Below are 25,214 nucleotides of genomic sequence, written 5' to 3'. Positions count from 1 at the left end.
GTCAGGCGTTCACGGCGAGGGTGAGCGGGAGGACGGCGGTGGCACCGGCCTGCTTCAGGGCCTGGGCGGCGAGGGTGAGGGTCCAGCCGGTCACGACCAGGTCGTCGACCAGCAGCACCGGGCCGGTCGGCAGCTGCTCGGCGACGGCGGGGTCGAGAGCCGCCCGGCGGCGTACGGCGGCGACGCGCTGGGCCGAGTTGGCCTGACCCCGGCCGGGGGCGACGTCGGGGTCGACGACGGCGAACGAGCCGAGCAGCGGCACCTGCATCACGCGGGCGATGCCCTCCGCGAGGTCACGCACCAGCGTCGGGCGGGTGACGGAGTCGACGTGGACCACGGCCTCCGGCCGGCCCGACCACGAGCCGGACCAGTCCTTCATCACCGTCATGACCGCCTGGGCCAGGGCCGGCGGCACCGGCTGGTCGACCGGCTCGCGGAAGAGCTCGCGCAGCGCTTGGCCGTGACCGAGGTCGGTCAGCCGGGCGACGGCACGCCCCTCCTCGGCCGGGTCGGAGATCCGGCCCTTGAGGTCGAGCCCGAGGTTGGCGAGGCCGGTCGGCCACATCTTGCGCGGCTCGATGACCACGCCGGGTCGCGACAGCCGCTCGCCGGCGGCCTCGACCGACGCCGCCGACACGTCGGTCGTCAGCGTGAGCCCGCCGCAGTTGTCGCACCGCCCGCAGTCCTCCGCGCTGGGATCGTCGAGCTGGTCACGGAGGTAGCGCATCCGGCAGCCGCCGGTGTCGAGGTAGTCGAGCATCGCCTGCTGCTCGCGCTCACGCGCCTCGGTCACCCGCTGGTAGCGCTCGGCGTCGTAGGTCCACTCCCGCCCGGTCGCCTCCCAGCCGCCCTTGACCCGGCGTACGGCGCCGTCGACGTCGAGCACCTTGAGCATCGCCTCGAGCCGGGTGCGGGTCAGCTCGACGTGGGTCTCGAGGACGGCGGTCGAGAGCGGCCCCTGGTCGGCGAGCACGGCGAGGGTGTCGCGCACCAGCTGTTCGCGGGGGAAGGACAGGGAGGCGAAGTAGGCCCAGATGTCGCGGTCCTCGATCGCCGGGAGCAGGACGACGGTGGCGTCGTCGGTGCCGCGACCGGCGCGACCGACCTGCTGGTAGTAGGCCACCGGTGAGCTCGGCGCCCCGAGGTTGACCACGAACCCGAGGCTCGCGTCGAAGCCCATCCCGAGGGCGCTCGTGGCGACCAGCGCCTTGACCTTGCCGTCGAGCAGGTCCTGCTCGAGCGCCTGCCGCTCGGTCGTCTCCGTCTGCCCTGAATATGCGGCGACCTCGTGGCCCCGCGACCTGAGGTAGTCGGCCACCTCCTGCGTCGCCGCCACCGTCAGGCAGTAGACGATGCCGGACCCCGGCTGCTCGGCGAGGTGGTCGGCGAGCCAGGCGAGTCGCTGCTGCGGAGTCTTGAGCCGCACGACCCCGAGCCGGAGGGACTCGCGGTCGAGCGAGCCGCGCTGGACGAGGACGTCACGCCCGAGCTGGACCGCCACGTCGTCGGTGACCCGCTGGTTGGCGGTGGCCGTCGTGGCGAGCACCGGGATGCCGTCGGGGAGCTCACCGAGCAGGGTCCGGATCCGGCGGTAGTCGGGGCGGAAGTCGTGGCCCCAGTCGGAGATGCAGTGGGCCTCGTCGACCACCAGCAGCCCGCAGGTCGCGGCCAACCGCGGCAGCACCTCGTCGCGGAAGCCCGGGTTGTTGAGCCGCTCGGGGCTGACCAGCAGGACGTCGACCTCGCCGGCCTGGATCTGGGCCTGGATCGGCTCCCACTGGTCGATGTTGGTCGAGTTGATGGTGACCGCGCGGATCCCGGCGCGTTCGGCGGCCCCGATCTGGTTGCGCATCAGCGCCAGCAGCGGCGAGATGATCACCGTCGGGCCGCTTCCCTGCGCGCGGAGCAGCAGGGTGGCGACGAAGTAGACCGCCGACTTGCCCCACCCGGTGCGCTGGACGACGAGGGCCCGCCGGTGGTCGGCGACCAGCGCCTCGATGGCCGCCCACTGGTCGTCGCGGAGGACCGCGTCCTCCCTCCCCACCAGTCGACGCAGGTGCGCCTCGGCGGCCGGTCTGAGGTCGGTCCTGGTGTCCACGGTCTCCACAGGGTTCACGATGGCACGCGGCACCGACGGCCGGTCACAGCCGGGTCGCCGTCCGTACCAGGAGCGCGAGCGCCGGCGAGGTCGCGAGCTCCGGCCAGGCGATGACGGTGGTGACCTCGGGAGCGTCCGAGACCGGGACGGCGGCATGGGCGTCCGAGAGGAACGCGTCGACCGACTCCGGCAGCACGGCGCTGGCCCTCCCCAGGCCGACGAGCTGGAGCAGCTGGGTCACGTCACGCACGGCGTGCTCCCCCGCCTCACCACCGTCGTACGTCGGGAAGCGGAGCGGCAGGTCAGCCACGCCGCGGACCTCGGCGAGGGTCAGCGACTCGCGGGTGGACAGTGGGTGACCCGCCGGGAGCACGGCGACCTGCCGGTGCGTCTCCAGCGGCTCGACCTCGAGACCCTCGACATCGTCGAAGGGGAGGTGGAGCAGCGCGACGTCGGCACGGCCGTCACGGAGCATCCGCTCCTGCTCGCCCGCCTGGCACAGCACCACCTCGACGGGCGCGGCGCCCTCCTCGGCGGCGTAGGCGTCGACAAGCTTGGCGAGGAGCTCGGAGGAGGCTCCGGTCTTGGTGACCAGCACCAGCCGCCCGTCGACGCCGTCGCGACCCGCGCGGCGGGTCCGCTGCTCGGCCGCGTCGACGGCGTCGAGCGCGGCCCGCGCCTCACGGAGCAGCACCGCGCCCGCCTCGGTGAGCGTCACGGCGCGATGCGCCCGGACGAGGAGCGGCACCCCGAGCCGGCGCTCGAGCTGCTGGATCGCGCGGGAGAGCGGAGGCTGCGCGATGCCGAGCCGGGTGGCGGCGCGTCCGAAGTGGAGCTCCTCGGCGACCGCCACGAAGTAGCGCAGCTCCCGGGTCTCCACCTGGCCAGCGTAGCCACGGACCGATACCGACCGGGTATCACTGCGGCACCCGATCGGTGTTGGAGCACGCGCGCCGGCGACGAAGGCTCGGTGGCATGACAGAGACGAACACGAACATCGCACTGGTCAGCGGCGCCAACAAGGGGATCGGCCTCGAGATCGCCCGGGGCCTGGGGCGACTCGGCTGGAGCGTCGGGGTGGGTGCCCGCGACGCCGAGCGCCGGGAGACCGCGGTCGAGAAGCTGCTCGCCGAGGACGTCGACGCCTTCGGCGTCCCGCTCGACGTCACCGACGACACGAGCGTGGCTGGCGCGGCGGCCCTCCTCGAGGAGCGCTTCGGCCGGCTCGACGCCCTCGTCAACAACGCCGGCATCACCGGCGGGATGCCGCAGCTCCCGACGGAGGTCACCGTCGAGCAGCTGTGGAGCGTGCTGGACGTCAACGTGTTCGGCCCGCTGCGGACCATGCGCGCCATGCTGCCGCTGCTGCGACGCTCTCCGCACCCGCGCATCGTCACCATGTCCAGCGGAGTCGGGTCACTGACCCGCCAGTCCGCCACGACCGACCCGTTGAGCACCGGGCCGGTGTCGGGCGCCTACTCGCCCTCGAAGACCTACCTGAACGCCGTCACGGTCCAGCTGGTCAAGGAGCTCGCGGAGCGGGGCGAGGAGCGGATCCTGGTCAACCTCGCGTGCCCGGGCTTCGTGGCGACGGACCTCAACGGCTTCCGGGGGGTGCGTACGCCGGAGGAGGGTGCGCAGGTCGCGATCCGGCTCGCCACCCTTCCCGACGACGGCCCGACGGGCGGCTACTTCGAGGACGCGGGCGAGATCCCCTGGTGAGGCAGGTCAGCGGGCGCCGACGAAGGCGCCGCGGGTCAGGACCGGGACCACCGCGCTCGACCGCAGCCGACCGGCCAGGGCGACGTCGTCGCCGAAGCCCTTGGCCTCCAGCTCGAGACCGCCCGCACACGAGAAGAGGTGCTCCAGCGGCCGGTCCTCGAAGTCCTCGTAGGCAGCGCGCGCAAGCCGTGCCTCGGGGCTGAGCAGCTCGAGCGGGAGCTCGGCGAGGACGGCACCCGCGCCCCAGAAGTCCTCGGCGCACGGGCGCAGCGAGCTGTCCGGCCACCGCTCACCGGCGGGCACCAGCAGCGCCCGCGCTCCGTCGGCGACCTGGGGCGCGAGCCACTGGCCCACGGCCGAGGCGTTGCGGAGGCTGGCGGCGACCACCGTCGTGCGGGCCTCGTCGAGGATCGTGCAGATCGTCGAGCCGTTGGGCGAGGGCAGCACCAGCCGCTCGATGCCACGGGCGTGCTGGAGCGAGACCGGCGACAGCGAGACCGCCCCCGGCCGGTAGCGCGCGTCCTGCCGCTGGAGCGCCATGTTGGCGTCCTGCTCGGCGGCGAACTCGGCCGCCCGTTCGTCACCCCACCGGAAGGGGAAGACGGTGATGCCCCGGTCGACCGCGACCGTCACCGAGGTGGTGAACGAGAGCACGTCGACCACCACGGCCACGTCGGCGTACGGCGCGAGCGCGCTGGCACCCGTCGGGCCCCACTCGCAGCGGACCCGGTGGTCGGCCTGCGTGTGGGTGGGGTCGACCCGCCTCACGAGCCGACGGGGACGACGATCACCGGGCAGGGCGAGTGGCGCACGACCTGGTCGGCGGTGGAGCCGAACCCGAGGCCGCGGAAACCGCCCGCGCCTCGGCGGCCGACGACCAGCATCCGCGCACCGGCGGCAGCGTGGAGCAGGGCGGCCGACGACTGGGCGTGGGCCACGTGGAGGTGGACCGCGCCGCTCAGCCCGAGCGCCTCGACGTCAGCCGCCAGGTCGGCCCTCACCGCCGCCTCCCAGTCGGCCATCGGCGGGATGAAGCCGCCGACCTTGCTGGCCGGTTCGGGGGCGTTGAGCAGCGCCCAGGCCCGGAGCACGTGGAGCGGCTCGCCCAGCTCGGCGGCGAGGTCGGCCGCCCAGCGGACGGCCTCGCCGGCGGCCGCGGAGCCGTCGTGGCCCACCAGCAGGCCGCCCTCGACCGTCACCTCGTTCACGACGTCAGCCACGTGTCCTCCTGTGTGTCTCGTGTCCTGCGTGCGTCACCAGATCCGGACGCGCTGGTCCGGGTCGAGCCAGAGGCCGTCGCCCTCGGCGGTGCCGAAGACCTCGTGGAACTCGTCGAGGTTGCGCACGATGTTGGCGCGGAACTCCGGCGGGCTGTGGGGGTCGATGGTGAGGTACTGCTGCTCCTGCTCCTTGCGCCGCTTGGTGCGCCAGCAGTAGGCCCAGTTGAGGAAGACCTTCTCGCGGTCCTCGACGCTGGCCGAGCCGTCCTCGCTGATGAGAAACGCCTTGTGGCCGATGGTCAGGCCGCCGAGGTCGCCGATGTTCTCGCCGACGGTCAGTGCGCCGTTGACCCGCTCGCCCGGCAGGCTGCGCGGCTCGAAGCCGTTGTACTGCTCGATGAGGGTCTTGCTCTTGACCTCGAAGGCCTCGCGATCGGCCTCGGTCCACCAGTTGTTGAGGTTGCCGGCGCCGTCGTACTGCGAGCCCTGGTCGTCGAACCCGTGGCCGATCTCGTGACCGATGACCGCGCCGATCCCGCCGTAGTTCTCGGCCGGCTCGGCGTCGGGGTCGAAGAACGGCTTCTGCAGGATGCCGGCCGGGAAGCAGATCTCGTTGGTGCCCGGGTTGTAATAGGCGTTGACGGTCTGGGGCAGCATGAACCACTCGTCGCGATCCACCGGCGCGCCGATCTTCGCCAGCTGGCGGTCGGTCTCGAAGGCGGCGGCCGCGGCGGCGTTGCCCATCAGGTCGTCGGGCGAGACCGTGAGCGCGGAGTAGTCGCGGAAGCTCTCGGGGTAGCCGATCTTGGGCCGGAAGGTGTCGAGCTTCTCGTAGGCCCGCTCCTTGGTCGCCTCCGTCATCCAGTCGAGGTCGGCGATGGAGCGGCGGTAGGCCTCGAGGAGGTGCGCGACCAGCTCGTCCATCAGCTCCTTGCTGCGCGGCGGGAAGTGGCGGGAGACGTACTGCTCGCCGACGGCCTCGCCGATCGCGCCCTCGACGAAGGTGACCGCGCGCTTCCAGCGCGCCCGCAGCTCCGGCGTACCGGACAGGGTGCGGCCGTAGAAGTCGAAGTTGGCCTCGACGAAGTCGTCGGTGAGGTAGGGCGCACCGCTGCGCAGGACCCGGCTGTGGAGCCAGGTCTGCCAGTCCTCGACCGGCACCTCCTCGAGCGCCTTCGAGAGGTGCTCGAAGTAGGACGGCTGGCGCACGCAGACCTCGGCCAGCGTCTCCTCGTTGCCGCCGAGGTTGCGGGTGTAGGCGTGCCAGTCGAACGCCGGGCAGAGGTCGTCGAGCTCGGCCATCGTCATCAGGTTGTAGGTCTTCTGGACGTCGCGGGTGTCGGCGCGCTCCCAGTGTCCGGCCGCCAGCCGGGTGTCGACCGCGAGGACGGTCGCGGCGGCGCCCGTCGGGTCGGGGTGCTCACCGAGGGTGAACATCCGCTCGAGGTAGGAGACGTACTTCTCGCGGATCTCGCCGAACTTCTCGTCGCGGTAGTAGGACTCGTCGGGCAGGCCGAGCCCGCCCTGGAGCAGGTTGAAGAGGTAGCGGTCGGAGTTCTTGGCGTCGGTGTCGACGTAGGAGCCGAACAGGCCGTAGCCCCCGACCCGCTCGAACTCACCGAGGAACGCCGCGAGGTCGCGCACGTCGCGGAGGCCGGCGACGGCATCGACGAGCGGCTTGAGCGGGCGGCTGCCGCGGGCGTCGATGGTCTCGGTGTCCATGAAGGAGGAGAAGAGGTCGCCGATCTTGCGTGCGTCCTCGGACAGGCTGTCGGCGTCCGCCGCGGCCAGCTCCTCGATGATGTCCTTGACGTGCTGCTCGGCCGCGTCGGCGAGCTGGATGAAGGGGCCCCAGCTCGAGCGGTCGGAGGGGATCTCCTCCTCCGCGAGCCAGCGGCCGTTGACGTGGCCGAAGAGGTCGTCCTGGGGGCGGGTGTCGAGGTCCATGCCCTCGCGGGCGTCGTCGAGCGTGCTCACGGACTCGACCCTAACCGTGGGCACGAGCGGTGACCACGGGGGTTTCGCCCCATTGCTCGACGTCGAGCAACAGCTCAGTCGCGCACCCTCAGGACGACCTTGCCGAGCACGCGTCGCTCCTCGACCTCGGTGAGGGCCCGGTCCATCTCGGCGAGGTCGTACGTCGCGCCGATCGGCGGGTCGATGACCCCGGACTCGAGCAAGGGCAGCAGGGCCTCCCACTGCTGGGCCATGTAGCCGGGTCGGACCATCGCGTAGGCACCCCAGCCGACCCCGCGGACGTCGACGTTGTTGAGCAGCAGCCGGTTGACCTTCACCTCCGGGATGCCCTGGCCGGCGGCGAATCCGACCACGAGCAGTCGACCCTGCGGGGCGAGCGACCGGAGGGAGTCGGTGAAGACCTCGCCCCCGACCACGTCGAGCACCAGGTCGACCCCGCGGCCGTCGGTCAGCCCGGCCACCGCGTCCTTGAAGCCGTCGAGCAGTACGACCTCGTCGGCGCCCGCCCGGCGAGCCACCTCGCCCTTCTCCTCGGTGGAGACGACGGCGATGGTGCGTGCGCCGAGGCCACGGGCGACCTGGAGCGTCGCCGTCCCCACGCCGCCGGCGGCGCCGTGGACGAGCACGGTCTCGCCCGACCGCAGGCCGCCGCGCTCGGCGAGGGCGAAGTGGGCGGTCAGGTAGTTCATGGGGATCGCTGCGGCGGCGTCGAGGGACAGCGAGTCGGGGAGCCGGAAGACCGCGGACGCGGGCACGGCGGCGACCTCGGCCGCGCCGCCGTAGGGCAGCACCCCCGCCACCCGCTCGCCGCCGGAGAAGCCGGGGCCGGACACGACGGTGCCGGCGAGGTCGACGCCCAGGGTGAACGGTGGCTCGGGCTTGAGCTGGTACTCCCCCTTGCTGAGCAGCAGGTCCGGGAAGGACACGCCGACCCGGTGCACCTCGACGAGGACGTCGTCGGGACCCGCGGTCGGCTCGGCGACCTCGCGGAGCTCGACGGCGGACGGACCGGTGGGCGTGACGACCTGGGCTGCGCGCATGGCCGCGACGCTACCCATCCGCCGCGACGACAGGATCGAATGGTCGGTGTGCGACCCCTCGACGCGATCAAGGCCGGGCTGATGCACCACCTCGCCCCGGTCACGGTGAGGTACGGCGAGCAGCTCCGCTTCGCGGGCACCGACCTGCCGGCGCCCGCCCGCACCACCCTCCCCACCCGCTACGGAACCGTGCGGGCCCACCGCTACGCCGGCACCGGCCCGGGCACGGTCGTCCACTGCCACGGCGGCGCCTTCCTCATGCGCCACGCGGCGATGGACGACTGGTGGTGCCGCTACCTGGTGGCGACGACCGGCGTGACCGTGGTGAACCTCGACTTCCGCGCCGGGCCCTACGTCGCCTACCCGGTCGCCCAGCACGAGTGCCACGACGCCGCCGCCCACCTCGCGGCCGAGGGCGGGCCGATCGCGGTCAGCGGCTTCAGCTCCGGCGGCCAGCTCGCCGCGTCGGTCTGCCTGCAGGCGCGCGACACCGGGTCCTTCACGCCGGTCCTGCAGGTCCTCGGCGTCCCGGCGCTCGACCTCGCCGCGACGGTCGACCACGACGCCCCGGGCATGATCGCCCCGCAGCTGCGCGAGCTGGTGCGACGGACCTACTTCCCCGACCCGGCCCGGCGTACGGAGCCGTGGGCCTCACCGCTGCTCGCCGACGACCTGGCCGGCCTCCCGCCCGCGGTGGTGATGACCGCCGAGCGCGACTCGCTGCGGCCGGAGGGCGAGGCCTACGCCGACCGGCTCGAGGCCGCGGGCGTCGAGGTGGTCCGCGACTGCACGCCCGGCGCCGACCACTACTTCCTCAACCACGACCTCGACCGCGCCCGGCGCACCATGGCGTTGGTGGCCGGGGAGGTGACCCGGAGGATCACGGCCGCAGCGTGAGCACCTCGACGCCGTCGTCGGTGACGAGCACGGTGTGCTCGCTGTGGGCCGTGCGGCAGCCGGTCACGCTGCGCAGCGTCCAGCCGTCGTCGTCGGTCACCAGCTCGTCGGTGTCGGCCATGACCCACGGCTCGATCGCCAGCAGCAACCCGGGCCGCAACCGGTAGCCACGACCGGGCCGGCCGTCGTTGGACAGGTGGGGGTCCTGGTGCATCGTCGACCCGACCCCATGGCCGCCGAACTGGAGGTTGACGGTGTAGCCCGCGCCCCTCAGCGTCGTCCCGATCGCGTGCGACAGGTCGCCGAGGGGTACGCCGGGGCCCGCGGCGTCGATGGCGGCGGCCAGGGCCTCCTCGGTGGCGGTGATGAGCGCGGACTCGTCGGCGCTCGGCTCGCGGCCGACCACGAAGCTCAGCGCCGAGTCGGCGACCACGCCGCCGAGGTTGATCGCCAGGTCGAGCGAGAGCAGGTCACCCTCGCGGAGCCGGTAGTCGTGGGGCAGCCCGTGGAGGACGGCGTCGTTGACCGAGGTGCAGATGTAGTGGCCGAACGGACCGTCGCCGAAGGAGGGTGCGTAGTCGACGTAGCAGGACGTCGCGCCGGCCTCCTCGATCATCGCCTTCGTCCAGGCGTCGATCTCGAGCAGGTTGGTGCCGACGGTCGCGCGCTCGCGCATGGTGGCGAGGATGCGGCCCACCAGCGCGCCGACCTCGCGGGCCTGCGGCCACCGGCCGGCGTCCAGGATCTCGATCATGTCGTCCATCCTGCCGCGTCGACGGCGGAACACCCTCACCGCGGGTCGACCACCTGGGCGAGCTCGAAGTGCATGGGGTCGGTGTAGCTCCAGTCGCCGCCCCAGGCGAAGCCCCACTTCTTGAAGATCGCGACGACGTCGCGGTCCATCTCGCCGACGGTGCCGCGTTGGTTGCCGGGGACGTTGAAGTCGAGGGCGAGGCCGAAGGAGTGGTTGGAGAGCGAGGTCGAGCCGGCGATGAAGCGCGGGTAGTAGCACCCGGCGTACTCGTCGGGGTGGATCTCGTCGGCCAGCCCACGGCTGACGACCTCCTCGAGCGCGGCCCGCAGCTGCGGGAACAGCGCGACGTGGCAGGTGACGTTGCCGAGGATCGGCACCGGCTCGGTCGCGATGTTGGCCGCGACCCATGCCGGGTCGGGGGCGATCCGGCCGCCACCGATCACGGTGTAGTTGAAGGTGCCGACGACGCTCGCGATCGAGCCGCCCGTCAGGTAGGCGGTCTGGGTGACGTTGGGGTCCAGGCCGAGCCGGGAGGCGATGTCGAGGTCCTGCACCGACGCCTGGTCGCCGACGATCTGCTGGACCGGCTTGCGGATCGTCGAGGGGTCGAACCCGTCGGTCGAGACCAGCAGCCCGTTGCCGAAGACCATCCCCTCCAGGTCGTCGACCCACGCCCGGTTGACGACCAGGTCGACGGTCACGACCTGCGGCGCGTAGGCGCCGACGTGGATCGCCGGCGCGTCGCTGCCGCTGCCGAGGGTGATGAAGCCGTCCTTGTCCTGGAGGCGTTGCGCGATCCGCTCCGGCGCGGCCACCTCGCCGCCGGCGACGCGGTCCCAGACCTCCTGGGACTCCGCGGTCCCGGACGGGGAGAAGCGGCGGTAGGTCGCCGGGTCGACGGCGGCCACCGTGAGCGCGCGGTTCTCGATCGTGACCTGGGCCAGCCCGATCGACTCGACCTGGGCGACCTGCTTGAGCGCCTCGACGCGGCGTACGACGTCGTCGGAGAGCTGCTCGCGGCTGAAGATCAGCATGTCGGGGCGGTAGAGCCGGTCGTCGAGCCTGCCCGGCGCCTCGACGGTGTTGTCGTCGTCCGCCGCGGCGGCCGTCGTGGACGCGGGCGACTCGGGGGCGGGGGTCGGGGCGGTCGTCCCCCCCGGTCCCTCCTCGCCACAGCCGGCGAGGAGGGCGCAGCAGACCAGCGCTGCCAGCAGTGGCAGCGCCGTCACCCGGGTCCTCCCCTGTCTCCCCATGCGGTCAGGGTAGGTCGGTCCTCCCCATTCCTCAGCCGGATCGGCGGCGGATCTCCTCGTTCACGGCCGGCAGCACCTCGTGCATGTCGCCGACGACGGCGTAGGTCGCGCGGGTGACCATCGGCGCCTCGGCGTCGGTGTTGACCGCGACGATGACCTTCGAGCTCGCGCAGCCCGCCCAGTGCTGGATCGCCCCGGAGATGCCGCACGGCACGTAGAGGTCGGGCGCGATCCGGCTGCCGGTCTGGCCGACCTGCTCGTGGTGGGGCCGCCAGCCGAGGCTGGTCACGACGCGCGAGACGCCGACCACGCCGCCGAGGAGCGAGGCGAGCTCGTCCACCGCGCCGAACCCGTCGGCGCTGCCGGCACCGCGACCCGCGCCCACGACGATCGAGGCCGACTTCAGCGAGCCGGACTCGTCGGCCTCCTTGGCACCGGTCGAGACGACGCGGGCGACCAGGTCGGCCCCGGCGACCTCGGGCTGCACCTCCCGGACCGTGGCGGCCGGGCCGTCGACCGCCTCCGCGACCCACGAGTGGCCGGCGACCGTGAACAGCGCGGGCCGGGTGCCGAGCGTCATCTCCTCGAGTGCCGACCCGCCGACCACCTGTCGGGTGACGGTGAACGGCGAGAGCCCGGAGAAGGCGACGACGTTGGCGGCCATGGGTACGTCGAGGCGTGCGGCGAGGTGGGCGACGACCTCGTTGCCGCGCGGCGTGCCTGCGGCGGTCACGACGACCGACCCGGTCTCGGCCCGGACGGCCTGGACCGCTGCGGCCCAGCTCGCGCCGCCGTAGGAGTCGAAGGCGTCACCCGTCGCGTGCACGAGCTCGGACGCCCCGTGGGCGCCGACGGTCGCTGCCAGCGCGGAGACGTCCCCCACGTCGCCGATCGCGAGCGCGCGGATCGCGATGCCGCCGCCCGCCTGCGAGAGGGACCGGGCGAGGGCCAGGGTCTCGAGCGAGACCTCGCTCGCGACGCCGGCTTCGGTCTCGACCACGACCAGGATCATCGGAGCACCCCCAGCTTCTCGAACAGGTCGACCACCGCGGCGGCCGCCTCCGGGCCTTCGCCCAGCACCTCGACGTTGCTCGGTGCGGGTGGCGGGACGACGAGCTTCACCCGGCTCGCGCCGGCCGGCTGGGCGGTCAGCGACCGCGTCTCGATCTCGACCTTCTTGGCCGCCATCCGGCCCTTCAGCGTCGGGTAGCGCGGTTCGACCCCGCCCTCGAGCACCGTGACGACCGCGGGCAGCGGGACCGAGAAGGTCTCCTCGCCGTCGGGGCCGTCGTTCTTGGTGATCACGTTGCCGTCGGCGGTCTCGACCGTGGAGACGCCGTTGACCACCGGCCAGCCGAGCGCATAGGCGAGCCGGATCCCGACCTGGAAGTCGCCGGAGTCGGCGGCGTCGTTGCCGAGCAGCACGAGGTCGTAGCCCGCGCCGCTCGCGGCGTGGTCGGTGACGACCGCCGCGAGCTCGCGGGCGACGTCGGCGGGACCGAGCGTGGTCGGGTCGGCCTCGACCAGGGTCGCCGCGTGGCAGCCCAGGCCGAGCAGGTGGCGCAGCTGGTCGGTCGACTCCGCCGGACCGACGGTCGCGAGCGTCACCGAGCCGCCCGTCGCGTCGGCGACCCGGATCGCCAGCTCGACGGCGCTGCTCTCGTGGTTGCTGACGGTGTAGCCGACATGGCGGGCGTCGACCGACTGGCCGTCGGCGGTCAGCATCACCTCGCTGCCGACGTCGGGCACCCGCTTGACGCAGACGAGAATCCTCACCTCGACCTCACTTCAACCGAGCGTTCTCGGGGTCGAGGACGGGCGTCGCGTCGGCCGAGACGATCGTGACGGGGTAGAGCTCCTCCATGTAGGAGACGGCCAGCTCGTTGCCGACCCTCGCCTGGTCCGGCGGCAGGTGGGCCATCAGCAGGTGCTTGCCCAGGGACGGCGCCGACCCGGCGGTGGTGACGTAGGGGTGGTGGCCGTGGCCGTCGGTCAGCGTGCCACCGTCGCGGGTCAGGATCGGCTCGCCGCCCAGCATGTAGCGCTTCACCCCGCTGGCCGAGGTGTGGTCGTCGACGGCGAGCGTGCACAGCACCGCCTTCGGCTCCTCGGCCCGCTGGGCGAGGTAGGCCTCCTTGCCGACGAAGTCGGCCGCCTTCACCTTCGGCCGCTGCATGCCCGCCTCGACGATCGTCCGCTCGGCGTCGAGCTCGTAGCCGTAGGCCCGGTAGCCCTTCTCGATCCGCCCGGTGGTGCCGTAGACGCCGATGCCGACCGGCACCGCGCCGTACGACGCGCCGGCCTCGAGCAGCGCGTCCCACAGGGCGGCACCGTCGTCCATCGCGACGTAGAGCTCCCAGCCGAGCTCGCCGACGTAGGAGATCCGCGAGGCCAGGACCGTGATGCCCGAGACCGTGATCTCGCGGCACGTGAGGAAGCCGAATCCCTCGCCCGAGACGTCGTCGTCGGTGATCGAGGAGAGGATGTCGCGGGCCCTCGGACCCCAGAGACCGATCGTGGAGACCGCGTCGGTGTGGTCGGTCAGCGTGGTCTGCCCGTCGTCGGGGACGTGGGCGGCGAACCAGGCGCGGTCGGCCATGCCGTGGGCACCGCCGGTGACGACGCGGAACCGGTCCTCCCCCAGCCGCATGACCGTCAGGTCGGAGCGGAAGCCGCCCTTGGCGTCCAGGACCGGGGTGTAGATGACCTTGCCGACCGCGACGTCGCACTGGGAGACGCAGGTGGTCTGCACGGCCTCGAGCGCGCCGGGGCCCTCGATGTCGAACATGCAGAACGCCGACAGGTCGATGACACCCGCGGCCTCGCGCATCCGGAGGTGCTCGGCGTTGATGATCGGGCTCCACCACCGCGAGTCCCACTCGTGCTCACGCGGCATCACCGCGTCGCCGTACTCCTCGACGAGGCCGGCGTTGGACTCGTACCAGAACGGCCGCTCCCAGCCGACGGCCTCGAAGAACACCGCACCGAGCTTCTTCTGCGACTCGTGCATCGGGGCCAGCCGCTGGTCGCGGTCGGACTCGTACTGCTCGGCGGGGTGGATGATGCCGTAGGTCTTGATGAACGACTCGGTCGTGCGCAGCCGGGTGTGCTCGCGGCGCATCTGGTGGGGGTAGAACCGGGCGATGTCGCTGTGGGCGACGTCGATCTCGGAGTGCCCGTGCGTCATCCACTCCGCCACCGCGCGACCGACTCCCGGGCCCTCCTTGATCCACACCGCGGCGGCCGTCCACAGGCCCTTCACGTGGCTCTCGCCGAGGATCGGCATGCCGTCGCAGGTGAGCGACAGCAGACCGTTGATCGCGTAGCGCATCTCGGCGCCGTCGGCGCCGAGCAGCTCGGGCATCAGCTCCAGCGCCTGCTCGAGCTGGGGGTCGAAGTCCTCGTCGGTGAAGGGCATCTCGGTCGGCGACAGCTTCGCCTGCTCGATGGTCGGGATGTCCTCGGGCTCATGGAGGATCGCGCGGTGGGCGTAGGAGCCGACCTCCATGTCGGCGCCGTGCTGGCGCTCGTAGCAGAAGGTGTCCATGTCGCGGACGATCGGGAAGCTGATCTCGCCCTCGGTCTCCGCGAGCTGCGGGCAGGGGCCCACCGAGATCATCTGGTGGACGGCGGGGGTCAGCGGGATGCTGACGCCGGCCATGTCGCCGATCTTGGGGCTCCAGACGCCGCAGGCGATGACGACCGTGCTGGTCTCGATGTCGCCCTTGTCGGTCCTGACCTTGGTGATCTTCCCGTCCTCCACCTCGAGGTCGAGGACCTCGCAGTTCGGGACCGTCGTGAGGGCACCGAGCTCGAGTGCGCTCTCGCGCATGATCGTGCCGGCCCGCAGCGAGTCGACGACGCCGACGTCGGGCTGCCAGAAGGCGCCGATGAACTGGTCGGTCTCGATGAAGGGGACCTTCTCCTTCACGAAGTCCGGGTCGACGATCTCGGCCTCGATGCCCCAGGCGCGGGCCGACGACATCCGTCGCCGCAGCTCCTCCATCCGCTCCTCGGTGCGCGCGATCTCGAAGCCGCCGCTCCGGGTGAAGACGCCCATCTCCTGGTACTGCACGACCGAGTCGAGCGTGAGGTCGGTGATCTCGCGGGAGTGGTCGGTCAGGAAGATGAAGTTGGACGCGTGCCCGGTCGAGCCGCCCGGGTTGGGCAGCGGTCCCTGGTCGAGCTGGACGATGTTGCGCCAGCCGAGCTTCGCGAGGTGGTGGACCAGGCTGTTGCCGACGATGCCGGCACCGATGACGACGCAGTCTGCGTGGGTGGGCGTGCCGCTCATGGTGCTCCTCAGGACTGGCGCGACTGTTGCGCAATACGCAACGTGATGCGTGATACGAGACAGGATAAAGGTAAACCGGGGCCCCGGACCGCTGTCAAGCGATCCGGGACCCCGGTGGCGACCTCAGCGGCAGGTCAGGAGGTCGGCATCCACTGCTGCCAGATGTCCTCGTTCTCCTCGACCCACTTGGTGGCGGCGTCCTCGTTGGAGAGACCGTCCTCGGAGATGTACTTCGCGACCACGTTCTGGTCGTCGTTGCTCCACGAGAAGTTCTGCACCAGCTCGACGCCCGGACCACCCTCCTCGACCCACGAGGTCGAGAGGATCTTCTTCAGCTCGGTCTCGGGGTAGTCGCAGTCGACCTTCGCCGGGTCGTCCTGGCAGCCGTCCTCGTAGGGCGGCAGCGCGACCTTCGCCAACGGCAGGTCGGCGAAGAGCCACTGCGGCTCGTAGAAGTAGCCGATCAGGAACTCCTTCTTCTCCTCGGCCTGCTGGAAGGCGGTGATGCTGGCCGCCTCGGAGCCGGAGAAGACGACCTCGAAGTCGAGCCCGAGGTTGTCGATGATCGCCTCGTCGAACTGCACGTAGGACGGGTCGGCACCGAGGAACTGGCCCTTGCTGCCGGTCTCGGACGTCGCGAAGTCCTTCGCGAAGTCGTTGAGGTTCTCGTAGTCGAGGACCTCCGGGTGCTCCTCGGCCAGCCACGGCGGGACGTACCAGCCGATGATGCCGGTGTTGCCGGTCGGGCCGCCGTCCATCGCGGAGCCGTCGCCCTGGTCGTCGAAGAACTGCTTCTCGAGGTCGGGGTGGCCCCAGTCCTCGATCACGACGTCGACCTCGCCGGTGCCGAAGCCCTGCCAGGAGACGTCCTCCTTCAGCTCCTTGTAGTTCACGGTGCAGCCGAGCTCCTGCTCGGCGATGTGGCCGACGACGTAGGCGTCGGCGTAGAAGCCCACCCAGGGGTTGACCGCCATGTTGATCTCGCCGCAGTCGCCCAGCTCTGACTGCTGCTCCTCGTTCGCCTGGGTCTCCTCGTCGATGGCCCCGCCACCGCAGGCGGTGAGCGTCAGCGCGGACAGCGCTCCCACCGCCAGCAGGCGCCGGCTCCGTCGCTGCATGATCCTCATTCCTACCTCCGGTTGATGGTGCGTCGATGTGCTGAAGTCAGGTGGCCTTGTAGTCGGCGCTCGCACGGGCGATGCGGTCGATCATGATCCCGAGCAGCACGATGGTGATCCCGGCGACGGCGCCGCGGCCCCATTCCTCCGAGCGGCTGAAGCCGAGGACCACGTCGTAGCCGAGGGCGCCGGCACCGACCAGCCCGCCGATGACGACCATGGCCAGGACGAAGAGCAGGCCCTGGTTGGCGGCGAGGACGATCGAGCCGCGCGCCATGGGCAGCTGCACCTTGAGGATCTCCTGCCAGCTGGTGGCTCCGGAGGCACGCGAGGCCTCCAGCGTGGTCGGCGACACCGCCTTCACGCCGTCGGCGAGCAGCTTGATGGCTGCCGGCGCGGCGTAGATGATCGCCGCGGTGATCGCGGTGAACTTGCTCGGGCCGAACAGGGCGAGCACCGGGATCAGGTAGACGAACGGTGGGATCGTCTGCCCCGCGTCGAGGAACGGCCGGATCGCCACGTCGGCGCGGGGGCTCCGCGCCATCCAGACGCCGAAGACCAGCGCGAGCACCATCACCAGCATCGTCGCGACCAGAGTCATCGACAGCGTCTGCATGGCGTGGTTCCACAGGTCGAAGAACCGGATGCCGGCCAGGCAGACCACCGTCGGGAGCAGGGCCCGCAGGCGACCGAATACGAAGGCCAGGGCGAGGATCGCCAGTGCCGAGAGCCACCACGGCGACTGCGCCAACAGGGCTTCGAGCGGGTTGAGCAGCCCGATGGTGACGGCGTCCTTGAGCGCCTCGGTCAGCGTTCCGAAGGTGGCGACCACCCAGTCGGCGCCGGTGTTCACCGCGTCGGCCACGGCACGGCCGGTCTCCGTCGCCGGGAACTCCGCGGCCCAGAACGAGTAGCGCGAGAGCCAGACCGCGACGATCGTCACGACGCCCGCGACGCCGAGCACGATCCGCCGCTGCCGAGCGCTGCCCCCGCCGCCGCGGGCGATCAGCTCGCCCCGCTGACTGGCCGCGGTCGTGGTCCGGTCGAGCATGATCGCCATGACCACGATCAGCGCACCCGGCACGAAGGCGCCGCCGATGTCGACCCGCACCAGCGCGTTGAGCACCGGCTTGCCCAGCCCCGGGCCGTTGACGTACGCCGCGAGCGTGGCCATGGCGAGGGCGGCCATGATCGTCTGGTTGAGGCCGACCACGATGGTGGGCCGCGCCATCGGCAGCTGGACCTTGCGCAGCCGCTGCCAGAAGGTCTGGCCGGCTGAGTCGGTCGCCTCGATGGTGGTCGGGGAGACGGTCCGGATGCCGTGGCCGGCGATCCGGATGAGGGGTGGCATCGCGTAGATCAGGGTGCTGACGACCGCGGCCGAGGCGCCGATGCCGAAGAACAGCACGATCGGGAGCAGGTAGACGAAGGTCGGCATGGTCTGCATCAGGTCGAGCACCACCGTGACCGGACGCTCCGCCCGCCGACTGCTGGCGATCCAGATCGCCACCGGCATCCCGATGACCACCGAGACGGCGACGGCGACGAAGGTGACGATCAGCAGGTCGATCGAGTCGCTCCAGTAGCCGAACAGTCCGAAGGAGACGAACGACGCGGCGACGAGGAGCGAGATCCGCCAGCCCGCGATCGCGAGCGCGATCCAGGCCGCGATCGCGGTCACCCCGAGCCAACCGATCTCGGGGACGGGTCGCGGCAGGTTGGGCTCGGCGAGCATCCGCTGGAAGAAGTCGACGACGGAGACGAACCACTCACCCAGGGCATAGGTGAACTGGATCAGCGGGTTGGTGTCGCGGCTGGCGATGACGTCGTTGCGGAACCCGGTGAAGGAATCCATGAGGTCGGTGCGCTCGCGGGTCGGGCGGGCCAGCGTGTTCTGGCCCCGGGTGAACACCCACACCACGATCCAGACCGCGACCACCACGCCTGCCCACACCACGCGGGGCAGGGACCGCCTGGGGGCGACCGGGGTCGGGGTGTCCGGCTCCGGCGACGTCCGCGGCGGCGTCAGGGTCGCGCTCATGCCGTCACGGCCTCCTCGGCCACGACCACCCGGAGGATCGCGTCGTCGTCGACGATGCCGACCAGCCGGCCGTCGTCGACCACCCGGACCGGGTGCTCGGAGGCCAGCGCCGCTTGCGCGGCCTGGCGCACGATCGTGTCGGAGGACATCACCGGGCCCTCGGTCGAGTCGTCGGGCCGCGGCTCGCGCATCACCCACTTCAGGGTCAGCACGTGGGAGCGCGGGACGTCGCTGACGAAGTCCTTGACGTAGTCGTCGGCGGGCCGGGCCACCACCTCGTCGGGCGTGCCGACCTGCACGATCGCGCCGTCGCGCAGGATCATGATCCGGTCGCCGAGCTTGAGCGCCTCGGCGAGGTCGTGGGTGATGAAGACCATCGTCTTGCCGAGCTCCTGGTGGAGCCGGATCACCTCGTTCTGCATGTCGCGCCGGATCAGCGGGTCGAGCGCGGAGAACGGCTCGTCGAACAGCAGCAGCGACGGGTCGTTGGCCAGCGCCCGCGCCAGGCCGACGCGCTGCTGCATGCCGCCCGACAACTGGTCGGGGTAGGACCGCTCGAAGCCGGACAGGCCGACCAGGTCGACGATCTCTGCCGCGCGCGACCGCCGGTCGCTCTTGCCCTCGCCACGGACCTCGAGGCCGAAGGCGACGTTGTCGATGACCTGGCGGTGGGGCAGCAGCCCGAAGTGCTGGAAGACCATGGAGGTGTGGTGGCGGCGCAGCTCGCGCAGCTGCGACTCACCAGCCGTCGTCACGTCCTGCCCGTCGATGACGACGTCGCCCGCGGTGGGTTCGATGAGGCGGGTCAGGCAGCGCACGAGCGTGGACTTGCCGGAGCCGGACAGGCCCATCACGACGAACACCTCGCCGGGGGCGACGTCGAAGGAGACGTCGCGGACCCCGACGACGCAGCCGGTCTTCTCCTTCAGCTCCGCGCGGGAGAGCTCGGCGTCGGGCGTGCCGATGATGCGGTCCGCACCCTTCCCGAAGATCTTCCAGAGGTTCCGGACCGAGAGCGCGGCCTCCTGGCCGGCAGTGCCACGGTCGTCATGGACGTTGTCGGAACGGTTCACCGCTGACCCACTTCCCACCGCCGGCCCCAGGGAGAGGTTGCGTATGACGCAACGTGGTGCTGACTGCGCAACCGGCGGTGGATCGAGAATGCCGCTGCCCCCCGCCGTGGTCAAGCGTTTGCGAAGGGTTGTGACCCTTCTGTGGAGCTAGCGGTGACCCCATCCGAGCCGGTGGGAGACCTCCTCGGCGGCGCGGACCGTCGCCTCGACCACCACCTCGAGCTGTTCGGGGGAGATCCGGAAGGTGGGCCCCGAGACGCTCATCGACGCCACCACGTCACCGTGGTTGTTGCGGATCGGTGCGGCGACGGCCGTCAGCCCGACCTCGAGCTCGTCGACGGCGACGGCATAACCCTGCTCGCGCACCCGGTCGAGCTCCTCGCGCAGCGCCTTCGCCCCGGTGATCGTGTGGTCGGTGTAGGCCGCGAGGCCGCCGAGGACCTCGTCGAGACGGGCCGGCTCCAGACCGCTCAGCAGCACCTTGCCGTTGCTCGTGGCGTGCAGCGGGATGTGCTGGCCGACCCAGTTGTGGGGCTGGAGCGCTGACGACCCGGCGACCTGGTCGAGGTAGAGCGCGCTGCTCTCGGAGAGGACGGCGATGTTGACGGTCTCGCCGGTCTCGCTCGCGAGCTGGCGCGCGAGCGGCCGCGCCTCCTGGACGAGGTCGAGCCGCGCGGTCGTCGCGCCGGCCAGGCGCAGCAGGCCGACCCCGAGGCGGTACTTGCCGCGGTCGCCGGACTGCTCGACGAGCCGGTGCTGCTCGAGGGTGGCGACGAGGCGGAAGGCCGTGCTCTTGTGGACCCCCAGCTCGACGGCGATCTCGGTGATGCCGGCCTCCCCGACCCTGGCCAGCACCTCGAGGATCTCCAGGGCCCGGTCGACCGACTGCACGCCCGCCGTGCGAGCCTCGGTCGCCTCAGTCATGGCGGGGAGACTAGCGCACCCGGTGTTGCGTATCGCAGAATGCGTTTCGCTCAGTGCAACAGCTGGGACCCCACCTGACGACGTCGAGGAGCTGCCCGCATGGCCGTCGGCAATGCCGTGCCACCCGCTGGTGACTACATCCTGGTGCTCTCGTGCCCGGACCGTCCCGGCATCGTCCACTCCGTCACCGGCTTCCTGGTCGAGCAGGGCGGCAACATCGCCGAGAGCCAGCAGTACGGCGACCCGGACACCGGCAGCTTCTTCATGCGCATCGGCTTCACCGTCGAGGGCGACACGACGGCCGAGGCGCTCCGCGAGAGCTTCGCGCCGGTCTCCGAGCGGTTCGGGATGGACTTCCGGCTGTGGGACGCCCGGGCCCCCTACCGCACGCTGATCATGGTCTCGCGCCAGCTCCACTGCCTCAACGACCTGCTCTTCCGGCAGTCCTCCGGCTCGCTCCAGATCGACGTCCCGCTCGTGGTGTCCAACCACACCGACGCCGAGCGGCTCTGCGCGTCGTACGGCGTGCCGTTCGCCCACCTGCCGGTGACGCCGGAGACCAAGCCCGACGCGGAGGCCGAGCTCCAGCGGCTCGTCGAGGAGCACGACGTCCACCTCGTCGTGCTGGCCCGCTACATGCAGGTCCTCAGCGACGACCTCTGCCGCACGATGTCGGGGCGGATCATCAACATCCACCACTCGTTCCTGCCGAGCTTCAAGGGCGCCAAGCCCTATCACCAGGCCTACGACCGCGGCGTGAAGCAGGTGGGCGCGACGGCCCACTACGTCACCGCGGACCTCGACGAGGGGCCGATCATCGAGCAGGACGTCCTGCGGGTCGACCACGGCTACACGCGTGAGGCGCTGGTCTCCGCGGGCCAGGACGTCGAGGCGCAGGTCCTCTCTCGTGCTGTGCGCTGGCACAGCCAGTCCCGGGTACTCCTCAACGGCCACCGGACGGTGGTCTTCCGCTAGCACGAAGGAGGGCCGACCATGCTGTCGGACATCGAGATCGCCACCGCCGCCACGCTGCGTCCGATCAGGGACGTCGCGGCCGAGACGCTCGGCATCGCCGAGGAGCACCTGGTGCCCTTCGGCCACGACAAGGCGAAGGTCGATCCCGGCTACCTCTCCTCGCTCGCCGACCGCCCGCTCGGCAAGCTGGTGCTCGTCACGGCGTTGTCCCCGACACCGCCCGGCGAGGGGAAGACGACCACGACCGTCGGCCTCACCGACGCCCTCCACGGCCTCGGCCACCGGACGGTCGCCTGCCTGCGCGAGCCGTCGATGGGCCCGGTGTTCGGGATGAAGGGCGGCGCGGCCGGCGGCGGCTACAGCCAGGTCGTCCCGATGACCGACATCAACCTCCACTTCACCGGCGACTTCGCCGCGTTGGCCGCCGCCAACAACCTGCTGGCCGCGCTGATCGACAACCACGTCCACCACGGGAACGAGCTCGGCATCGACGTCCGCAGCGTGACGTGGAAGCGGGTGCTCGACACCAACGACCGGGCGCTGCGCGAGATCACGGTCGGCCTCGGTGGTCACGCGAACGGCTTCCCCCGCTCCGACGGCTTCGACATCGTCGTGGCCTCCGAGCTGATGGCGATCTTCTGCCTCACCGAGTCGGTCGCCGACCTCAAGCAGCGCATCGGCGACATCGTCATCGGCTACACCCGGGCGATGGAGCCGGTCACCGCCCGCCAGCTCGGTGCGGACGGAGCGCTGGCAGTGCTGCTGAAGGACGCCCTGTCGCCCAACCTCGTCCAGACCCTCGAGGGCGCGCCCGCCTTCGTCCACGGCGGCCCCTTCGCCAACATCGCCCACGGCTGCAGCTCGGTGATGGCGACCCGGGCCGGGCTGCGGCTCGCCGACTACGTCGTCACCGAGGCCGGCTTCGGTGCCGACCTGGGCGCGGAGAAGTTCGTCGACATCAAGTGCCGCAAGTCCGGGCTGCGGCCCGACGTCGCCGTCGTCGTCGCGACCGTACGGGCGCTGAAGTACCACGGCGGCGTCGCGCTCGCCGACCTCGGGACCGAGGACGTGGCGGCGGTCGAGGCCGGCATGGCCAACCTCCGCCGCCACCTCCGCAACGTCCGGGAGGTCTACGGCATCCCCTGCGTCGTGGCCGTCAACCGCTTCCCGACCGACACCGACGCCGAGGTCGCGCGGGTCGTCGAGCTGGTCGCCGACGAGGGCGTGCGGGCCTTCCCCGCGACCCACTTCGCCGACGGCGGGTCCGGGGCCCACGACCTCGCGAAGGGGGTGCTGGCCACCCTCGACGAGCCGTCGGCCCACGAGTTCTCCTTCACCTACCCCGACGAGCTGTCGCTGATCGAGAAGGTCGAGGCCGTCGCCACGCGGGTCTACGACGCCGGCCAGGTCACCTGGGAGCCCAGGGCCCGGCGGCGGCTCGCTCGCTTCGAGAAGGACGGCTACGGCCACCTCCCGGTCTGCATCGCGAAGACCCAGTACTCCTTCTCCACCGACCCGACCTCGCTCGGCGCCCCGAGCGGGCACGAGCTCCACGTGCGCGAGGTCCGGCTGTCGGCCGGGGCGGGGTTCGTGGTCGCGGTGTGCGGCGACATCATGACGATGCCCGGCCTGCCCGCCTCCCCTGCGGCCCAGCGGATCGACCTGCTCGACGACGGCACCATCACCGGCCTCTCCTGACCACCCACCCGGTGGTCGAGCAGCGAGCGCCAGCGAGCGGCTGTCGAGACCTCCGGGACAGCCCAACCCCGTGAGGTCGTTCGCCGGCGTCCGGAGGTCTCGACTCGCCCTCGCCTAGCGGCTCGGACGGCTCGACCACCTAGACCGTCGGTGGTCGAGCAGCGAGCGTCAGCGAGCGGCTGTCGAGACCTCCGGGACCCGTCATCCACAGGCCGTCGTCCAGCCCCTTGCCGCGGAGCCGTCCCGGTCAGATCGTCGGAGCGTGACGGCCTACACCTACATCCTCGAGTGCGTCGACGGTTCGTTCTACGTCGGCAGCACCCGTGATCTGCAGCGCCGCATGGAGGAGCACGCCCTCGGTGCGGGCGCGGCGTACACCCGGAACCGGTTGCCGGTGACGCTGGTGTGGGTCGAGCAGCACGACCACGTCGCCAACGCCTTCCTGCGGGAGAAGCAGATCCAGAACTGGTCGCGCGCCAAGCGGATCGCCTTGATCGAACAGCGACAGGGGGACCTTCCCGAGCTCGCCCGTGGCTGGGGTCGCCGGCCGTCGACCGGAGGTCTCGACTCGCCCTCGCCTGGCGGCTCGGACGGCTCGACCACCTAGACCGTCGGGGGTCGAGCAGCGAGCGCCAGCGAGCGGGTGTCGAGACCTCCGACCCGTCAGTCGCCGAGCTCCGTACGCCGCCGGGCGACGTAGTCCTCGAGCTCCTCGCGGACGGCGTCGTCGAGGGCGGGCTGCTCGTAGGCCTCGACCTTCTGCTTCCAGATCTCGCCCGCGCGGTCGGCGGTGTCCTGGCCGCCGCCGCGCAGCCAGCGCTCGTAGTTGTCCGAGGAGGACACCTCGCCGCGGTAGAAGCAGGTGCGGAAGCGCTCCATCGTGTGCATCGCCCCGAGGAAGTGGCCGCCGTGGCCGACCTCCTGGTGGGCGTCGAACGCCAGCGAGCCCTCGTCGATCTCCAGCGGCGTGAACTCGTGCTGGAGCATCGCGACCAGCTCGGCGTCGATGACGAACTTCTCGTAGCCCGCGACGAGGCCGCCCTCGAGCCAGCCCGCGGAGTGCATCACCCAGTTGGCGCCGGCGAGGAAGGTCGGCAGCAGCGTCATCAGCGCCTCGTAGCCCGCCTGCGCGTCGGGGACCTGGGAGGAGGTGAGGCCGCCGCCGGTGCGGAAGGGCAGGTTGAAGTGGCGCGCGATCTGGCCCGTGCAGAGCAGACCGAGGCCCGACTCCGGCGTCCCGAACGTCGGCGAGCCCGACTGCATGTTGATGTTGGAGAGGAACGACCCGAAGATGACCGGCGTCCCGGGACGGATCAGCTGGGAGAGCGCGATGCCCGACAGTGCCTCGGTGATCTGCTGGACCAGGGCCGCGGGGATCGTCACCGGCGACATCGCGCCCATGAGGATGAACGGCGTGAGGACGACCGGCTGGCCGGCGCCGCTGTACTCGAACTGCGCCTCCAGCATCCGGTCGTCCCAGCGCAGCGGTGAGTTGCAGTTGATGAGTGAGATCGTCGCCGGCGTCTCCTCGATCGCCTCGCGCGAGCCGAAGAGGATCGAGGTCATCGCGAGGGTGTCGGCGGCGTTGACGCCCGAGACGACGTTGCCCATGTAGACCTTGTCGGTCAGCGTCTGCAGCGCCAGCGTCATGTCGAGGTGGCGGCTGTCGAGCGGGGTGTCGCTCGGCTCGCAGATGACGCCGCCGGCGGAGTCGAGCACGGGGTAGGACTGGGCGAGCTTGGTGAAGTTGCGGAAGTCGTCCATCGTCGCGTCACGGCGTACCTCGCCCTCGCGCACGAACGGCGGGCCGTAGACCGCGCCGAAGGCCATCGCGTCGCCGCCGATGTGGATCGAGTGCTCGGGGTTGCGGGCCTGGACGTCGAACTCGGCGGGGGCCTTCGCGACCTGCTCGAGCACGAAGTCGGGGTCGAGGAAGACGGTCTCGTCCTCGACCTTCTGACCCGCCGCCCGGAAGAGGTCGAGGGCGCGGGGGTCGGCGAACTGGACGCCGATCTCGGTCATCAGCCTGCGCCAGCCGCCGTCGAGGGCCTGCATCGCGTCCTGCGAGAGCACCTCGTAGCGCGGCATCCGGTTCCGGAACATCGCTCCTCCTACCAATCCTCACATTGT

At 71.4% G+C, this 25,214-nt stretch carries 21 protein-coding genes; 5 read left to right on the top strand and 16 right to left on the bottom strand.

The features are described from left to right. Position 1: 1 nt before the first annotated feature. Complete coding sequence (locus tag ABD091_RS09975; RefSeq protein WP_425571492.1) at positions 2-2,119, bottom strand: RecQ family ATP-dependent DNA helicase; 2,118 nt, start codon at positions 2,117-2,119, stop codon at positions 2-4. 22 nt (positions 2,120-2,141) lie between these two features. Further along, positions 2,142-2,978, bottom strand: a complete 837-nt coding sequence (locus ABD091_RS09970; protein WP_343917918.1) for a LysR family transcriptional regulator — start codon at positions 2,976-2,978, stop codon at positions 2,142-2,144. A 95-nt stretch (positions 2,979-3,073) separates the two neighbouring features. Here ABD091_RS09970 and ABD091_RS09965 point away from each other — a divergent pair, with 95 nt between their 5' ends. After that, on the top strand, positions 3,074-3,820 hold the full coding sequence (locus ABD091_RS09965) for an SDR family oxidoreductase (RefSeq protein ID WP_343917916.1): 747 nt from the start codon (positions 3,074-3,076) through the stop codon (positions 3,818-3,820). Positions 3,821-3,826: 6 nt separating this feature from the next. Here ABD091_RS09965 and ABD091_RS09960 read toward each other — a convergent pair whose 3' ends face one another. The 4 genes from ABD091_RS09960 to ABD091_RS09945 all read right to left on the bottom strand — a co-directional run bounded on the left by ABD091_RS09960 (position 3,827) and on the right by ABD091_RS09945 (position 8,057). Continuing rightward, a complete protein-coding gene (locus tag ABD091_RS09960) occupies positions 3,827-4,588 on the bottom strand; it encodes a 2-phosphosulfolactate phosphatase (protein ID WP_343917914.1) in 762 nt (253 codons plus the stop codon). After that, positions 4,585-5,040, bottom strand: a complete 456-nt coding sequence (locus ABD091_RS09955) for a universal stress protein (RefSeq protein ID WP_343917912.1) — start codon at positions 5,038-5,040, stop codon at positions 4,585-4,587. The genes ABD091_RS09960 and ABD091_RS09955 overlap by 4 nt, the downstream gene beginning before the upstream one ends. A gap of 33 nt (positions 5,041-5,073) precedes the next feature. Then, positions 5,074-7,017, bottom strand: a complete 1,944-nt coding sequence (locus ABD091_RS09950) for a M13 family metallopeptidase (RefSeq protein WP_343917910.1) — start codon at positions 7,015-7,017, stop codon at positions 5,074-5,076. A gap of 74 nt (positions 7,018-7,091) precedes the next feature. Then, complete coding sequence (locus ABD091_RS09945) at positions 7,092-8,057, bottom strand: NADPH:quinone oxidoreductase family protein (protein ID WP_343917908.1); 966 nt, start codon at positions 8,055-8,057, stop codon at positions 7,092-7,094. A 48-nt stretch (positions 8,058-8,105) separates the two neighbouring features. On the opposite strand from ABD091_RS09945, the gene ABD091_RS09940 reads away from it, so the two are divergent. After that, positions 8,106-8,954, top strand: coding sequence for an alpha/beta hydrolase (locus ABD091_RS09940; protein ID WP_343917907.1), 849 nt, complete (start codon positions 8,106-8,108; stop codon positions 8,952-8,954). Here the strand turns inward: ABD091_RS09940 and map are convergent. The 9 genes from map to ABD091_RS09895 all read right to left on the bottom strand — a co-directional run bounded on the left by map (position 8,938) and on the right by ABD091_RS09895 (position 20,411). Continuing rightward, the gene (map, locus tag ABD091_RS09935; protein ID WP_343917906.1) at positions 8,938-9,708 is read right to left on the bottom strand and encodes a type I methionyl aminopeptidase; all 771 of its coding nucleotides are present in this window, start codon (positions 9,706-9,708) and stop codon (positions 8,938-8,940) included. The two genes, ABD091_RS09940 and map, sit on opposite strands and share 17 nt — an antisense overlap. 35 nt (positions 9,709-9,743) lie before the next feature. Then, positions 9,744-10,961, bottom strand: coding sequence for a M15 family metallopeptidase (locus ABD091_RS09930; RefSeq protein WP_343917905.1), 1,218 nt, complete (start codon positions 10,959-10,961; stop codon positions 9,744-9,746). A gap of 31 nt (positions 10,962-10,992) precedes the next feature. After that, positions 10,993-11,961 (bottom strand): electron transfer flavoprotein subunit alpha/FixB family protein, encoded by a 969-nt coding sequence (locus tag ABD091_RS09925; protein WP_343917904.1) that lies wholly within the window; start codon positions 11,959-11,961, stop codon positions 10,993-10,995. Positions 11,962-11,969: 8 nt separating this feature from the next. Continuing rightward, positions 11,970-12,737 (bottom strand): electron transfer flavoprotein subunit beta/FixA family protein, encoded by a 768-nt coding sequence (locus ABD091_RS09920; protein ID WP_343917903.1) that lies wholly within the window; start codon positions 12,735-12,737, stop codon positions 11,970-11,972. Positions 12,738-12,744: 7 nt separating this feature from the next. Continuing rightward, the gene (locus ABD091_RS09915; RefSeq protein ID WP_343917901.1) at positions 12,745-15,255 is read right to left on the bottom strand and encodes a GcvT family protein; all 2,511 of its coding nucleotides are present in this window, start codon (positions 15,253-15,255) and stop codon (positions 12,745-12,747) included. A 134-nt stretch (positions 15,256-15,389) separates the two neighbouring features. Continuing rightward, on the bottom strand, positions 15,390-16,373 hold the full coding sequence (locus ABD091_RS09910; RefSeq protein ID WP_343917899.1) for an ABC transporter substrate-binding protein: 984 nt from the start codon (positions 16,371-16,373) through the stop codon (positions 15,390-15,392). 46 nt (positions 16,374-16,419) lie between these two features. After that, on the bottom strand, positions 16,420-18,414 hold the full coding sequence (locus tag ABD091_RS09905) for an ABC transporter permease (RefSeq protein ID WP_343917897.1): 1,995 nt from the start codon (positions 18,412-18,414) through the stop codon (positions 16,420-16,422). Then, positions 18,411-19,487 carry a quaternary amine ABC transporter ATP-binding protein gene (locus ABD091_RS09900; RefSeq protein ID WP_343917895.1) on the bottom strand — a complete coding sequence of 359 codons (1,077 nt, stop codon included), beginning with the start codon at positions 19,485-19,487 and terminating at the stop codon, positions 18,411-18,413. The genes ABD091_RS09905 and ABD091_RS09900 overlap by 4 nt, the downstream gene beginning before the upstream one ends. Before the next feature lie 147 nt (positions 19,488-19,634). Continuing rightward, on the bottom strand, positions 19,635-20,411 hold the full coding sequence (locus ABD091_RS09895; RefSeq protein WP_343917893.1) for an IclR family transcriptional regulator: 777 nt from the start codon (positions 20,409-20,411) through the stop codon (positions 19,635-19,637). A 99-nt stretch (positions 20,412-20,510) separates the two neighbouring features. Between ABD091_RS09895 and purU the strand changes: the two genes are divergently transcribed. The 3 genes from purU to ABD091_RS09880 all read left to right on the top strand — a co-directional run bounded on the left by purU (position 20,511) and on the right by ABD091_RS09880 (position 23,691). Continuing rightward, positions 20,511-21,386: a formyltetrahydrofolate deformylase gene (gene purU, locus ABD091_RS09890; RefSeq protein WP_343917891.1), complete on the top strand. Its 876-nt coding sequence runs from the start codon at positions 20,511-20,513 to the stop codon at positions 21,384-21,386. A gap of 18 nt (positions 21,387-21,404) precedes the next feature. Beyond that, a complete protein-coding gene (locus ABD091_RS09885) occupies positions 21,405-23,084 on the top strand; it encodes a formate--tetrahydrofolate ligase (protein ID WP_343917889.1) in 1,680 nt (559 codons plus the stop codon). 262 nt (positions 23,085-23,346) lie between these two features. After that, positions 23,347-23,691: a GIY-YIG nuclease family protein gene (locus ABD091_RS09880; protein ID WP_343917887.1), complete on the top strand. Its 345-nt coding sequence runs from the start codon at positions 23,347-23,349 to the stop codon at positions 23,689-23,691. A 56-nt stretch (positions 23,692-23,747) separates the two neighbouring features. Here the strand turns inward: ABD091_RS09880 and ABD091_RS09875 are convergent, their stop codons facing one another. After that, a complete protein-coding gene (locus ABD091_RS09875) occupies positions 23,748-25,187 on the bottom strand; it encodes a trimethylamine methyltransferase family protein (protein WP_343917885.1) in 1,440 nt (479 codons plus the stop codon). Positions 25,188-25,214: the final 27 nt, after the last annotated feature.

The sequence above is a fragment of the Nocardioides aestuarii genome (assembly GCF_039527245.1).
In the GTDB taxonomy this organism is placed as follows: domain Bacteria; phylum Actinomycetota; class Actinomycetes; order Propionibacteriales; family Nocardioidaceae; genus Nocardioides; species Nocardioides aestuarii.
This window is presented reverse-complemented; position numbering and strand designations above follow the sequence as displayed.